Origin of the sequence: Aestuariivivens sediminicola (genome assembly GCF_022662015.1) — a bacterium.
In the GTDB taxonomy this organism is placed as follows: domain Bacteria; phylum Bacteroidota; class Bacteroidia; order Flavobacteriales; family Flavobacteriaceae; genus Aestuariivivens; species Aestuariivivens sediminicola.
Map to the genome: position 1 here is coordinate 74308 of NZ_JAKMCM010000003.1, position 15028 is coordinate 89335.

The 15028-nt window shown below is 38.5% G+C and carries 9 protein-coding genes; 5 read left to right on the forward strand and 4 right to left on the reverse strand.

Going from position 1 to position 15028, the window contains the following annotated elements:
• Positions 1-83: 83 nt before the first annotated feature.
• Genes gatB/aspS through MR041_RS07875 form a run of 3 tightly spaced genes read right to left on the reverse strand, consistent with a single transcriptional unit; the run spans position 84 to position 5097 of the window.
• On the reverse strand, positions 84-3425 hold the full coding sequence (gene gatB/aspS / locus MR041_RS07865) for a bifunctional amidotransferase subunit GatB/aspartate--tRNA ligase AspS (protein WP_242093069.1): 3342 nt from the start codon (positions 3423-3425) through the stop codon (positions 84-86).
• A complete protein-coding gene (locus tag MR041_RS07870; protein WP_242093070.1) occupies positions 3425-4825 on the reverse strand; it encodes an amidase family protein in 1401 nt (466 codons plus the stop codon). Before MR041_RS07870 ends, gatB/aspS begins: the two co-directional genes overlap by 1 nt.
• Positions 4826-4827: 2 nt before the next feature.
• Positions 4828-5097 (reverse strand): Asp-tRNA(Asn)/Glu-tRNA(Gln) amidotransferase subunit GatC, encoded by a 270-nt coding sequence (locus tag MR041_RS07875; protein ID WP_242093071.1) that lies wholly within the window; start codon positions 5095-5097, stop codon positions 4828-4830.
• Positions 5098-5724: 627 nt separating this feature from the next.
• On the opposite strand from MR041_RS07875, the gene gyrB reads away from it, so the two are divergent.
• Entirely contained in the window at positions 5725-7665 is a 1941-nt protein-coding gene (gyrB, locus tag MR041_RS07880) for a DNA topoisomerase (ATP-hydrolyzing) subunit B (RefSeq protein WP_242093072.1), read from the forward strand.
• Between the two features lie 91 nt (positions 7666-7756).
• On the opposite strand, the gene MR041_RS07885 is transcribed toward gyrB, so the two are convergent.
• Positions 7757-8518, reverse strand: a complete 762-nt coding sequence (locus MR041_RS07885; RefSeq protein ID WP_242093073.1) for a zinc metalloprotease — start codon at positions 8516-8518, stop codon at positions 7757-7759.
• A gap of 220 nt (positions 8519-8738) precedes the next feature.
• On the opposite strand from MR041_RS07885, the gene MR041_RS07890 reads away from it, so the two are divergent.
• The 4 genes from MR041_RS07890 (at position 8739) to secDF (ending at position 14864) form a co-directional block, all read left to right on the forward strand.
• Positions 8739-9770, forward strand: a complete 1032-nt coding sequence (locus tag MR041_RS07890; protein ID WP_242093074.1) for a DUF6588 family protein — start codon at positions 8739-8741, stop codon at positions 9768-9770.
• A 196-nt stretch (positions 9771-9966) separates the two neighbouring features.
• Positions 9967-10893: a malate dehydrogenase gene (locus MR041_RS07895; RefSeq protein ID WP_242093075.1), complete on the forward strand. Its 927-nt coding sequence runs from the start codon at positions 9967-9969 to the stop codon at positions 10891-10893.
• Positions 10894-11008: 115 nt separating this feature from the next.
• Positions 11009-11626 (forward strand): hypothetical protein, encoded by a 618-nt coding sequence (locus MR041_RS07900; protein WP_242093076.1) that lies wholly within the window; start codon positions 11009-11011, stop codon positions 11624-11626.
• 244 nt (positions 11627-11870) lie between these two features.
• Positions 11871-14864, forward strand: a complete 2994-nt coding sequence (gene secDF, locus MR041_RS07905) for a protein translocase subunit SecDF (protein WP_242093077.1) — start codon at positions 11871-11873, stop codon at positions 14862-14864.
• Positions 14865-15028: the final 164 nt, after the last annotated feature.

The following is a 15028-nucleotide window of genomic DNA, read 5'->3' on the forward strand; positions in this document are numbered from 1 at the left end:
TAAAAAGATTAATGTTTTAAAGGTAACGGTAAAAGTTGTTAATATTTTGGTAAAAGTCGTTTGTTAATGTTAAAATTTAAACCCTATTTCTTGATGATGCTCACATTCATTTCCTCAACTTTTTTATCAGGTAAGGGTGATGGTGAACCAAACAATAAGTCTTCGCTCGTTCCTGTTTTGGGAAATGCCATTACCTCTCTGATAGAAACTTTTTTCTCCAGTATCATCATTAAACGGTCTATCCCCCAGGCAATACCGCCATGGGGTGGCGCCCCGTAATGAAATGCTTTGTACATGGTGCCTACACTTTTCAACATCCCTTCTTTATCATACCCCATATTTCTGTAAGTAGCTTCCAAAATTTCCGGTTTATGGGCCCGAATCGATCCACCTCCAATTTCATAACCATTTAAAATCAGATCGTATTGTTGGGCAATGATACCTTCTATTTCATGCGGCTTACCACTTATGTGTTTTTCAATATCCTCAACTCTGGGCATTGAAAAGGGATTATGGGTAAAGGTCCAATCGCCTTCTTCAGTTTTTTCAAACATCGGGAAATCTACTATCCATGCCGGCCTTAATTCTTTAGGGTTAATGAGGTTAAGCATTTTACCCAAGGCTTGTCTCACGGCATCCAGGGCTTTATTAGCCGTTTCGTAATTGGCAGCCGAGAAAAATACAATGTCACCAATTTTTGCATGTGTCGTATCAATAATATGCTGTGCAATCTCCTCGCCAAGAAATTTAATGATTGGAGATTGTAAATCGTTTTCATTCACGATGATATAGGCCAATCCACCTAAACCATTCTCCTGCGCGATCGATGTCAATGTTTCTATTTGGCCTTTGGAAAGCCGCTTTTTACCTTGTTCTTCGGCCGAAACTTTGATACATTTTACAATGCCCCCGTCATCAATGGGTTTGCTAAATACCTGGAATGAAGTTTCTTTAACAATATGTGTGATGTCCTGTAAATGTAATCCGAAACGTAAATCAGGTCGGTCACAACCATATTTATCCATAGCATCCTTGTAGGTGATCACTTCAAAGGGATGAAGAATCCACTTTTTTCCATAAATTTGGGTAACGACTTCATTAAACAAATTGGTGTTTAAATCAATAATATCTTGCATACCTACATAGGCCATTTCAATATCCAATTGGGTGAATTCCGGCTGCCTGTCCCCCCTTGAATCCTCGTCTCTAAAACAACGTGCAATCTGGAAATATTTCTCATACCCGCTTACCATTAATATTTGTTTAAATTGTTGAGGTGCCTGAGGCAGCGTGTAAAAAGAACCGGCTTTCTTTCGGGTAGGAACAATAAACTCCCTGGCACCTTCATCGGTTCCGGCCGTTAAAATTGGCGTTTCAACTTCTAAAAAATCCTGTGTATCTAAGATATCACGAATTAATTTAATGACTTTATGTCTGTTTATTATCGCTCGACGAACATCTTTATTTCTATGGTCTAGATATTTATATTGAAATCGAACGGATTCATTTGTTTTATGAGATCTCTTTATTTCAAAAGGAAGCGTTCTCGATAAATTAATAATGTCCAGATGGTTTGCTTCTAATTCAATAGTGCCTGTTCTTAGTCCGGGATTGAAATCGTCAGGACTCCGTTTCACAACAATACCGGATACAGTAATGACCGATTCCGGCTTTAACCTGACTAATTCATCAAGATTTGGAAAAGATTCCCTGCTCAACCGTACCTGAAATGTTTCATGACTGGAATCTCTTAAATCAATAAAGATCAATTCGCCATGATCGCGAACACTTGAAACCCATCCTGCTAAAGTTACCGCTTGAGCGATGGAACTTTCGGAAAGCTGTGATGCCTTGTGGGTGCGATATGAATTTTTAATAACAATTGGTATTTCAGGTAATTTCTCTTCCTCAATCTTACTTCCCTTAAACTCCTTTTTAGCTGAGGTGGTCTTAGTTGAAAACGACGATGTGGTTTGTACGTCCTCAGTTGCAGTTCGCAATTGATCAATGATGCTTTCACGGATCATTTTTCCTGATGCACCTTTTCCAATTATGGCTATCACTTTACCAACTAAAATACCGGCCTTACCAATGTTCCCGGCTTTTATCTCCTTTGCTATGACATCATTTTCCTGAATGACTTTACGTATCGCAGTATCTATTTTGTCCTTTGAAATTGTATTTTTTTCAAAATAGGAAAGGTAGTCGAAATCAGCATTTTTCAATAACATCGAAATCGCATGCTGTGCCAAAACAGGTGTCACTTGTTCATCCTTAAATAGCTTGAATATACTTATGAAATCTGAGATGTTAGAGATTTTCGAATAGGCTTCTGATTTTATATTATTGGTTAGTGTTTTGGCAACAAACAACGGGTCTTGTAAAACGTTGTTAATGGTGACAAAAGTTCGGGAACGCACAGGATCGGCTGTAAAGAATTTCGCATCCTGAGGTAAAACGCCGCCTTTTATCAATATAGATTCAACAGCAAAAGGCAAGGCACTTATATCTACATTGATGCGACTTACAGCGTCCTTAATAGTAACGAAAGGGAGGTCTGGTTCCGAGATGAAACGGTAGTCCGCTTCGTATTCCTTTTTACGCATGGTTCGCGTTTGCTTCAAGTCTGCATCAAAAAGAACCGTTGTTTGGTCCGGTCGGAATGTCTTATGTTCTAAATAGTAATTCAGTTGCTTTTCGACCTCCTCTTTTAATGCTTCGACCATGAACTTAAAGGAGTTGAGGTTCTTGATTTCGGTACGTGGATTCAGGTTGTAACTATGTTTTTTTCTGAGAGATACCGAAACATCACTTTTAAACTCTCCTTTTTCTAAATTGGCTTCCGATATTTTTAAGTTCTGAACGATGCGTTGAATATATTGTGCATAGGTTGAAGCATCCTCAATATGTCTGATGCATGGTTCGGTTACAATTTCAATGAGAGGAACACCGGCTTTATTAAAATCAACCAAAGATATTTTTTTCTCATGGATTAATTTAGCGGCGTCCTCTTCAATGTGGACCTGCGTCAGGTTGACAGTAAATTGAGAACCATCATTTCTAAAACAGGATACTTGTCCATCGGGGATGATAGGGTTATGAAATTGGGTTATTTGAATGTTTTTTGGGTTGTCCGGATACTCATAGTGTTTTCGATCCCATGAGATCACATCATTTTCAAAGGTTGATTTTACCGCCTTACCAAAGAAGATGGCCTTTTTTACCGCCTCTTTGTTAACAGCAGGGAGTACTCCCATTTGCCCTGTGCATACGGGGCATATGTTCGTATTGGGTATATCTGATTCCTCGTTGGCACAAGAACAAAATAATTTTGTCTTGGTATTTAATCGCACATGGGTTTCTAGCCCGATGACTAACTCTATTTCGTGTGCTTTCAGAAGTTCATTCAATTGTTCCAAATCCATTATATCACATCTTTTAAAAAGTTAGAAAACTTCAATATAACCTCATCTCTGTCTTTGGCAGCCGTTATTTGCAAACCCGTAACGGTTCCCTGAGGTATTGTTAATGTAGGAAGTTGTCCCAGACTGAATCCCACGGTGTACGCATCAGAAAGGTACATTGCCAACGGATCTTTTAAACTGCTTCCAATAATTGGTGGTTTAATCGGTGTCACCGGAGATATTATAATGTCAACTTCTTTGAAATCCTTTTCAAAATTTTCTTTGATCTGATCGCGTATCGCCAATGCTTTTAGGTAAATTTCATCTGAAAAACCCTGCGAAAGCACTTGGTTTCCACCAACAATCCGGCGTTTGGTTTCTTCCGAAAAATTTTCTGACCGCGTAAGTGCATAGGTTTCTTTTAGGGATTCGGCTTCAATACGGTTGCCGTAGTTGGTGCCATCTAATCGTGATAAATTTGAGGCGGTTTCACCCATTGCCAATGTATAGTATGTCGATACCAGGGTTTCGGAATCAAAAAAATCCAATTCCTTAACCTCAATGCCTTCTGATTTCAGTTTCTCAATAACCTCTAGAAATTCTGATTTAATCGTTGGATCAATAGCGTCATTTTCAATGAAATTCTTAAAATAACCAACCGAAGCAACAGGGTCAGCACTGTCAATACTATCGATCGAAATGGGTTCCGAAGTATAGGTAGTTTGATCCTTGGGATCCTGACCGCTCATTGTATTCAATAGAATGCCGATGTCTTCAATACTTTTAGCAAGAGGTCCTACACAATCTGTTGAAGATGCATAGGCCATGAGGCCATATCGTGAAATGCGACCATAAGTAGGCTTTAAACCATAAACCTTATTGTAACCGGCAGGCTGACGCACAGATCCCCCTGTATCCCCTCCAATGGAAAATACGGTGTAATCTTTGGCAACATTTACTGCCGAACCTCCACTCGAGCCTCCGGCAACCAAATTGGGATCGGTAGCATTTTTAACAGCTCCGAAAACGGTGTTTTCGCTCGATGACCCATGTCCGAAACTGTCACAGTTCTCCTTTACAATAGGAATAGCCCCTGCATCCATTAACTTTTGGATAGCTGTTGCAGTATATGCTGATGTGTAATTCCTTAACAATTTAGAACTCGCTGTAGTCCTTGTTCCCTGAACCATAAAGACATCTTTTACACCAAAAGGGATGCCCTCTAAAAGACCAATCGTCTCTCCGGAAGCAATTTTAGCGTCGACCTTAACGGCTAATTCCAATGCAAGGTCATCCAATAAACTATTCACCGTATTATGAGTGTTCTTTTTTAGCAGATTTAATTTTTCCTGGACCAAAGATTTACAGGAAATTTTTTTGTCCACTAATAATTGATGCAGTTTTTGTATTTGAGATTCCATGACTATTCTTCAATTACTTTTGATACGACCAAATAGTTGTCCTTGGCTTGTGGGAAGTTTTGAATGATGATCTTTTTTTCAACTTCAGAACTTTCAATAATGACGTCGTCCCTTAAATCATCCAATGGTACAGCATCATTATGCCTATGAGGAAAGGTATTATCTGCTGGCAAATTGGCGTTTTTAATAACTTCAAAAAGTTTATTTACTGCTTCACTGGGTACAGCACCTTTAATACTTGACAGGATGTCGACAGTCATAATTTTACTCATGGCTTTTGATTTTTAATTAAAAAAGCCCTCCGTATCCGGAAGGCTTAAATGATATTTTTAAACAATAACCTCCCAACCCTATTTCATAGGATTATTGAAATTATTATTGTTATTATTTAATCGCATAAAAATTTTTGTGCACCAAATATATATAGAAATAACGTATTACACATAATTTTTTTCGATATAGTTCATCGTATTATGAAATTAATAGAAAACATATGAATTGTTTGATGGTATTCTAAATTTAGGTGTTTTTGGATTGTTTTTTTATATGACCAATGAAGATGGCCGCTGAAAAATATCGTGTTTAAGACATTAAAATTTTTTGAATGATTTTTAATCCTTAAAAAAATGCCCAAAATCAATTTTAAGATGGTTTTTAGGCGATTTAAGAGACTTTTAAGAAATTAACAATTGTTGATAATTATTGCTCAAACGCGTTAAAATGCTTTTTAACGGGGCTTTTATTTCGTATCTTTGTTAGTGATCAAAATGATGCTTTTGCATCATTTTTTTATGTTTTTGAATTCGGAATTTTAGTGATGGAACAGACCCCTCCGAGAGTAGGGTATGTTCATAGGAAAAACTAAATTTTATAAAATAAGTTAAAACAATTTTAGATTTATGAGCGACGAGGCTAAAAAACACAATTATTCGGCGGATAGCATTCAGGCCTTAGAAGGTATGGAACACGTGCGTATGCGCCCATCCATGTATATAGGAGACGTTGGTGTTAGGGGATTGCATCACTTGGTTTATGAGGTAGTCGATAATTCCATTGACGAGGCCTTGGCAGGGCATTGTGATACCATTAAAGTGACGATAAATGAAGACAACTCGATTACTACCGAAGACAATGGACGTGGAATCCCGGTGGATTTGCATAAAAAGGAAGGGGTGTCCGCTTTAGAGGTGGTCATGACTAAAATTGGAGCGGGAGGTAAATTTGACAAGGATTCTTACAAAGTGTCAGGAGGCTTACATGGGGTTGGTGTAAGTTGTGTGAATGCGCTTTCAGAGCATTTAAAGGCCACCGTACATCGTGATGGAAAAATTTGGGAACAGGAGTACGAGCGGGGTAAAACCCTTTACCCGGTGAAGCAAATTGGGGAGACCAAGGAAAGGGGAACTATTGTTACTTTCAGACCTGATCCTACTATATTCACGCTGACGCTTGAATATAATTACGATACCCTGGCCAGTCGCATGCGCGAGTTATCCTACTTAAACAAAGGGATTACCATTATTTTAACGGATAAGCGAAATAAGAATGAAGCCGGTGAGTATGAAGGGGAAACATTTTACTCTGAAGAGGGTTTAACGGAATTCGTTCGTTATTTGGATGCTACAAGGGAACCATTAATGAAGGATGTCATAGCCTTCGAAGGTGAGAAAAATGGAGTTCCTGTTGAAGTCGCAATGGTTTACAATACATCCTATGCAGAGAATTTACATTCCTATGTAAATAATATCAATACCCATGAAGGGGGTACCCATCTGACAGGATTTCGTCGGGGGTTAACCCATACCTTGAAAAAATATGCCGATGAATCCGGCATGCTGGACAAATTAAAGTTCGAGATCTCCGGTGATGATTTTCGTGAAGGCTTAACAGCAATCGTATCGGTAAAGGTAGCGGAACCCCAGTTTGAAGGTCAGACCAAAACGAAATTGGGTAATAGAGAGGTTTCCGCAAGTGTGAGCCAGGCAGTATCTGAAATGTTGACGGATTATTTAGAAGAGCATCCGGACGATGCCAAGACGATTGTTCAAAAGGTCATATTGGCCGCTCAGGCGCGACATGCTGCTCAAAAAGCACGTGAAATGGTCCAGCGCAAAACGGTAATGAGTATTGGAGGATTACCAGGTAAGTTAAGTGATTGTTCTGAACAGGATCCTGCGAAGTGTGAAGTGTTTTTAGTGGAGGGGGACTCTGCAGGCGGTACGGCAAAACAAGGTCGCGACAGGGCTTTCCAGGCTATTTTACCTCTCCGTGGTAAAATACTGAATGTTGAAAAAGCCATGACACACAAGGTATTCGAAAATGAAGAAATCAAAAATATCTTTACTGCACTAGGGGTTACTATTGGAACGGAGGATGATAGCAAAGCCTTGAACCTATCGAAGTTGCGTTACCATAAAATTGTCATTATGTGTGATGCTGATATCGATGGAAGCCATATCGCCACGTTAATACTTACTTTTTTCTTTCGTTATATGAAAGAGCTTATAGAGGAGGGGCATGTTTATATTGCCACACCGCCTTTGTATTTAATAAAGAAAGGGAACAAAAAGCAATATGCCTGGACCGATAAGGAGCGCGATGAAATTGTAGAATCGTTCGGTGGTAGCGCAAGTATTCAACGCTATAAAGGTTTAGGGGAAATGAATGCAGAACAGCTTTGGGATACCACTATGAATCCGGAATTCAGAACCTTAAGATTGGTTCAAATCGACAATGGTACAGAAGCCGATAGGATATTCTCAATGCTTATGGGTGATGAAGTACCACCGCGAAGAGATTTTATAGAGCGGAATGCGGTTTATGCCAATATAGATGCATAAATGATATTGCTCTCTTAAAATTGTATTGAACGTGATGATAAGATTGGTTATCATCACGTTTGCTTTTAAGGCTATTCCTGTTCTGAACTAATTACTTACCACCGTTGGCCTTTAGGTCTTCCAAGCACTGCATATCCAATTGTGGTACCGCGGTCATATTCCCTAAGCCAACAGCAAATTCGGATGCCCAATACATGAGACAGTTTTCATCGTTACAATGGTGTTCATGTTCAGGATCTTCATGGTTGTTTTGCATGGGTGTACCCAAATTGGTAAGTCCCAAAATATGGCCTAACTCATGGTTAATAACAGTTGTTTCCAAAACTGTTCTGGAAGGTTCAAGTGGACTATTGCTCATAGTTCTCAAGGTCTCTTCATAAATTACAAAGGAGGTATTCCAATATGCCGTTCCAAGAACAACATTTTCCTGGGTATCTTTATCAGACTTTCCATCCGTAAAATAGGCCCAAACGGCAATAGTGTTACTTGTATTATAAAATTGACGCTGCGCTCTCTCAATATCGGCAATGTCCTCAATGGAATAGGTGCTTTTTCCGGTCGATGGTAAGGCTCGTTTACTCACGGTGATACCCGAGGGTTTATAAATTCGATCTGCCAGAAAAGAAATAAAATTATCTACCGACGTTTGCCTTGGTTCATATCCTTCTACATAAACCAATTCTACGATCAAACCTTTAAAGGTAGTATCCGATAAGATATCATTAGCCGAACTACCTGTACTTTGTCTGTTAATGAATACATTAATTTCATCGGGATCGTTTTCGTCCAATGTTTCATTATTGGAACACCCAAGCAACACGATGAATAAAACAAAAAAACTAAGGAATCTCATTTCGATTTTGGGGCAATGCATAGTCATCAAATTTAGGTCGTGTTTAAATCTATAACCGGGATTAGGAGGTCATAGCTTGTTGTATATCTATAAACAAGAAAGGACGTCTAATTACTACGAAAGTAATTAAAAAATCGATGAAAAGTAATAAAATAGCGATAAAATAAAAATTTGTATGAATTATTTTATACTTTTGTTGAACCAAATTTATTTTTAAGTTATGAAAAGAACAACACTACTTATGTTGCTTGGTATGGCAACAACAGGTTTAATCGCTCAGGATATTGATGGACTTTTAGAGGCAGGGGTACGTAATGCCGAACGCTTTACAAATGACTATTTAATGTCTGGAACGAATGGATTAATGCACAGTATGAATACCAATTGGTTTAATACTGCGGATGCCAAACCACTGGGTGGATTCGAAATATCAATTTTAGCCAATGCGGCTACCGTAACCGATGAGCACAAGTCCTTTCTAATGACAATTGCGGACTACAACAGTGATCCTGGCCAGGATTTTACAGTGTCGTTTGAAGATCAGTCCAGTTCAAAGATGGTGGCAACTGCGCTGGGTGAAAATACGTCTGATATTAATTTAATCGTTACTTATGATGATCCTATTCTTGGTCAACAACAGGAGACTGTTACCTTACCCTCTGGCATTGGTGATGCTGCGGCCAATTTAATACCCACGGCCTTTATTCAAGGGGCTTTAGGTTTAAGTAAAGGTTTTGAAATCAAGGCACGTTTTGTGCCTAAAATAAAAACGGATGAAGTAGATATTGGAATGTATGGAGCAGGATTACAGATTGAATTCACCAAATGGTTACCGGCAGATACTGCCATGCCTGTTGCTATATCCGGATTGGTGGCATATACCCATTTAGATGGCACCTATAATTTGATGGATTCTGGTATAAGTGGTGAAAATCAGAGATTGGAATCAGATACAAATACATGGTTACTGCAATTAATAGCCTCAACGAAACTACCCGTAATAAACTTTTATGGTGGTTTGGGGTACATAAAGGGTAAATCTGAATCGGATTTACTCGGAACCTACATCATTTCCAGTGGGCCTCTTTTAAATGAAACCCTTGTTGATCCTTTTTCTGTTTCAAGTGAAGTTTCCGATGTTCGGGCTACCATAGGAACTAAATTGAAATTGGGATTTTTCAGGATAAATGCTGAATATCACCTTTCCAATTATAATGCCTTTTCTTTGGGATTAAATTTTGGTTTCAGATAAAAGAATTTGAAATATTATGGTTAATAAAAGCACAGGAATTAATTCCTGTGCTTTTTCTTTAACGCGTAATTTATTTATACATTTGCTATTCAAAATTCCATGATTCTGAAGCAAACAAAAGTCATGTTTTTTGTCTGTAATAATTGTGAATTTTGTGCAAATTTTAAAACTGATTGGTTAATTAAAAAAAAGAAATATGAAAGTTACCGTAGTTGGGGCAGGAGCAGTAGGTGCTAGCTGTGCAGAGTATATAGCGATTAAGAATTTTGCATCCGAAGTTGTATTGTTGGACATTAAAGAAGGTTATGCCGAAGGCAAGGCCATGGATCTTATGCAGTGTGCCTCCTTAAATGGTTTTGATACCAAAATAACAGGTGTAACAAACGATTATACTAAAACAGCGAATAGTGATATTTGTGTGATAACTTCAGGTATTCCGCGTAAACCAGGTATGACTCGAGAAGAGTTAATAGGTATTAATGCCGGAATTGTTAAAACGGTTGCTGCAAGTCTTATTGAGCATTCTCCGAATACGATCATGATTGTAGTGAGCAATCCAATGGATACAATGACTTATTTGGTTCACAAATCTACCAACCTTCCTAAGCACAGAATTATTGGAATGGGAGGGGCCTTAGATTCGGCGCGATTTAAATACAGATTGGCCGAAGCCCTTGGCGCTCCAATTAGTGATGTGGATGGTATGGTAATCGGCGGGCATAGTGATACCGGTATGGTTCCTTTAACCAGTCATGCCACCAGAAACAGTATTAAAGTTTCTGAATTTTTGAGCGAGGAACGCTTAAACCAGGTTAAGGAAGATACTAAAGTAGGCGGGGCAACATTGACTAAATTACTCGGGACTTCAGCTTGGTATGCTCCTGGAGCAGCCGTCAGTGGATTGGTTCAGGCCATTGCCTGCGACCTAAAGAAAATGTATCCATGTTCAACATTTTTGGAAGGTGAATATGGACTAAGTGATATTTGTATCGGGGTTCCCGTTATTTTAGGTAGAAATGGTATTGAAGACATCGTTGATGTGCCATTAAGTGAAGCGGAAAAGGATCATATGAAATCCAGCGCTGAAGGTGTTAGAAAAACAAATGGCCTACTGGAATTTTAAAGTCTTATGTAAGTTTAAGAAACCCTTTTGGTATTCAGGGATGATCCATTTTATTGGATAACATATTTATTTAGAGACTGTAGTAATACAGTCTTTATTTTTTTATATTTGGCGCATGAAATTAAAAAGGTACATAGGTATACTTGTTTTTTTAGTAACCCTGATCGGGGTTGTTAGCCAACAACATACGACTTTGCCAAATCAAGAATTGGTGTTGGAATTCACCAATTCGGAAATTACACCTTTTGAAACACAAGAGACCGTCGCCTTATTAAAAAAGCAATTAAGGGATCTCGGAGTTAAAAATATTCATGTTAAGGAGGGGCTTAATGGACAATTAAGAATACTATATCACAGCGATCATGGCGTTGAATTTATTAGAAGTGCGATTATTGAAGAAAGCCCTTTAACAGTTACTTTCACGCTGAGTGATGAAGAGCATTCCGATTCGAATGTTCCTGTACAAGAGGGTGCCGTAAGCTGTAATCTCAACATTTATGAGATTCATGAGAATAAGGATGCGTCATCTGATCTTGGTGGGCATTCCCTTATTACCGTAAACTATAAAGGGGAACGATTATTATTTCCCGAGCTGTTTTCATTTTGTTCTTTTTTAGATAAATGCAAAATAGAAACCTTCAATTTTAATTTTAGATTATACAAACAACTTTTCCTTGAAATAGAAGAACCGTTACATGTTATACCAGAAGTCAGAGCTGGTCCTGTATCATAAAAAGATTATGAGGTTCTTTACTTATCGTTTCACCTTCTTCATAAAAACTGTAGTTAAACACACATTATGGTCAGTAGGTTTAATCAGATCCGAATCTAGAAGGTAGCTTTAACAATCTCATTTTCACAGAAACATGACGTTTTAAGCGTTATGATCATTTCTTATCATCAAAAAACTAAATAAAATATAAGACGGTCAAATAGGTGTTCCGTTGTAAGAATCTTGAATAAAATAATTAATTGAAATGCAAAATAAAGGACTAGTAAAATTATTTGCTTTGTTATTCGGTTTGGTAAGTATTTATCAATTATCGTTTACATTCAAAGCAAATCAAATAGAAGAAGAGGCTCAGGAGTTGGCAATTAATGCTGTTTCTGACACCGAAGAGGACTATCGTGCAAAGCGAAGTCAGGAAGAAGCAAATTACCTCGAGTCAATTGCTAATGATACTGTATTTAATATTGGTATTGCAAAATTCACTTATAATGAGGTGAAGCAGAAAGCCATGAACCTTGGATTGGATTTAAAAGGTGGAATCAATGTTATCCTTCAGGTATCGGTAAAAGATATCTTAAAAGGACTGGCAAACAACACCAAGGATCCGGTGTTCAATAAAGCACTTGACGATGCTACAGAAATCCAAAAAAATAGTCAGAATACGTATTTGGAGGATTTCTTTTTGGCTTTTGATGCGATTAAAGGGGATACCAGGCTAGCCTCTCCTGATATATTCTATACCAAAGCCTTAGATGGCGAAATAGATGGCACCATGACAGATGAGGAGGTGCAAAAGGTTATCGCCACCAAGATTGATGAATCAATTGTTTCTGCCTTTGAGGTGTTGCGCAAACGTATCGATGAATTTGGTGTAACCTCACCAAACATTCAACGATTGGGAACATCTGGCCGAATTTTGGTTGAACTACCCGGAGTTAAAAATATAGAAAGAGCCACCAGTTTATTACAAAGTACGGCGCAATTGGAATTCTGGGACGCTTATAAAGGGGAGCAGTTCTTTGGGTTTTTGGCACAGGCCAATGAGACGCTAAAGGATTTGGTAGAGGTAGATACTGAAGACCTTGCTGATACAGAACCCCAGGATGAAGAAGATGCACAGGATGCTGCTATAGACGATTTATTAGGTGAAGCTGAAACCGATTCGACAGCAGTGGCGAATGTAAATCCCCTTCTAGACCTTATCAGAGGGCCGGGTTATCAGGGCGGACCAATAATTGCGCGATTTGAGCTTAAGGATAAAGAAACGATTTTAGATTATCTAAATAAACCTGAGGTTAGAGCATTATTACCTGTTGAACAGCGTTATGCTAAGTTTGTTTTTGGTAAACCAGAGAATAATAGTGAGATTGTTGATCTATACGCCCTTGTGGGCAACAGGGAAGACATTCCTCAACTTAGTGGGGCAGTAGTTACCGATGCCCGGGTTAATTTTGGTCCAACCGGAAAACCTGAAGTATCCATGCAAATGAATTCAAAAGGGGCCAAGATTTGGGAGCAAATGACGGGCGAAGCTTTTGCTCAGGGGAGTCAAATAGCCATTGTTTTGGATAATATCGTTTATTCTGCACCTGGTGTGACTTCAGGACCAATCGCAGGTGGTAATTCTTCAATCTCTGGAAGTTTTACTCTAAATGAGGCAGAAGATTTAGCTAATGTATTGCGCGCAGGTAAATTACCGGCATCGGCAGACATCATCTCCAGTGAAGTTGTTGGTCCATCTCTGGGTCAGGAGGCGATCGACAGTGGAACCATGTCTTTTATGATTGCCTTGGTATTGGTATTGCTTTGGATGATCCTTTACTATGGCAAATCAGGCATATTTGCCGATATTGCCATGCTATTGAATATCTTGTTGATCTTTGGTATTCTGTCAGGCTTGGGAGCAGTGCTAACTTTGCCTGGAATTGCTGGTATCGTATTGACTATCGGTATGTCGGTTGATGCGAATGTACTTATTTTCGAACGTATTCGTGAAGAACTAGCTAAGGGTAAAGGCCAAAAAGAATCTATACAAGACGGTTTTAGCAATGCCTTGTCTTCCATTTTAGATGCGAACATTACAACGGGTCTAACAGCTTTGATATTATTTATTTTTGGAACTGGTCCGATCAAAGGATTTGCAACGACTTTGCTAATTGGTATAGGAACCTCCCTATTTACGGCAATTTTCATAACGCGATTGTTGGTAGACTGGTATGTTAACAGAGGCGGAAAATTAGAGTTCTCTACCGGTATCACGAAAAATTTATTCAGGAATATAAATATTGCATTCTTACAAAAACGTAAAGTTGCATTAATTATTTCGGGCGTTATGATTGTTATCGGTTTAGGTTCCCTTTTAACCGTAGGTTTAAATCAAGGTGTTGATTTTGTCGGGGGTAGAACCTATCAGGTTCGCTTTGAAAATGACGTTAACGCCACGGAAGTCTCTGCGACATTAGCCGATGTTTTTGGAAGTGCTGATGCGAAGACATTCGGGAGTGCCAACCAATTGAAGATTACCACAAAATATAAGGTAAATGAGGCAAGCTCTGAAGTGGATGAAGAGATAAGATTAATGCTGTACAATTCGATTCAGCCACTGCTATCTGGCCAAACCTATGAGGAGTTCATAGACCTGAATGATGAAAATAAGCAGGTGGGATTATTGGAATCATTCAAAGTGAGTCCTACCATTGCCGATGATATTAAACAGGCTTCTTTCTGGGCTATTTTAGGGTCTCTTATTGTAGTGTTCCTCTACATATTGATGCGTTTTAAAAGATGGCAATATTCCTTGGGTGCTGTTGCTGCAGTTTTCCATGATGTTCTCATTGTATTAGGGGTATTCTCTCTGACCTATAAATTTATGCCTTTTAGCATGGAAATAGATCAAGCTTTTATAGCTGCAATATTAACTGTAATTGGCTATTCCCTTAACGATACTGTGGTTGTTTTTGATAGGATAAGGGAATTTTTCAATGAACATTCCAGCTGGGAATTTAACAGGGTGGTGAACGTTTCCTTAAATAGTACCTTAAGTAGAACATTGAATACGTCATTAACGACCCTGGTGGTGTTGTTGGCCATATTTATTTTCGGTGGAGACTCGATCAGAGGATTTATGTTCGCCCTTATTGTTGGGGTGATCGTAGGTACCTATTCATCGTTGTTTATAGCAACACCTATAATGTATGACACGGTACAAAGGCTTGATAAGAAACAAAAGAAAAAGGCCTAACTAACCGTGAATTTTCATTTTAAAAAGCCCATGGACAAGGTCAATGGGCTTTTTTTGTTTTTAAAGCTAAAATTTTAAAATTTTCCCGCTGTGTTTGACATACGATTTTTTGGACTCAATATTTTGGTTGTGGTTTATTATGAGGTATTGGAAACAACTAAGTT

Bases quoted from the DNA above. Each gene is read 5' to 3' on its own strand.
- gatB/aspS (WP_242093069.1), bottom strand. From the start codon at position 3,425: ATGGATTTGGAACAATTGAATGAACTTCTGAAAGCACACGAAATAGAG.
- MR041_RS07870 (WP_242093070.1), bottom strand. From the start codon at position 4,825: ATGGAATCTCAAATACAAAAACTGCATCAATTATTAGTGGACAAAAAA.
- MR041_RS07875 (WP_242093071.1), bottom strand. From the start codon at position 5,097: ATGAGTAAAATTATGACTGTCGACATCCTGTCAAGTATTAAAGGTGCT.
- gyrB (WP_242093072.1), top strand. From the start codon at position 5,725: ATGAGCGACGAGGCTAAAAAACACAATTATTCGGCGGATAGCATTCAG.
- MR041_RS07885 (WP_242093073.1), bottom strand. From the start codon at position 8,518: ATGAGATTCCTTAGTTTTTTTGTTTTATTCATCGTGTTGCTTGGGTGT.
- MR041_RS07890 (WP_242093074.1), top strand. From the start codon at position 8,739: ATGAAAAGAACAACACTACTTATGTTGCTTGGTATGGCAACAACAGGT.
- MR041_RS07895 (WP_242093075.1), top strand. From the start codon at position 9,967: ATGAAAGTTACCGTAGTTGGGGCAGGAGCAGTAGGTGCTAGCTGTGCA.
- MR041_RS07900 (WP_242093076.1), top strand. From the start codon at position 11,009: ATGAAATTAAAAAGGTACATAGGTATACTTGTTTTTTTAGTAACCCTG.
- secDF (WP_242093077.1), top strand. From the start codon at position 11,871: ATGCAAAATAAAGGACTAGTAAAATTATTTGCTTTGTTATTCGGTTTG.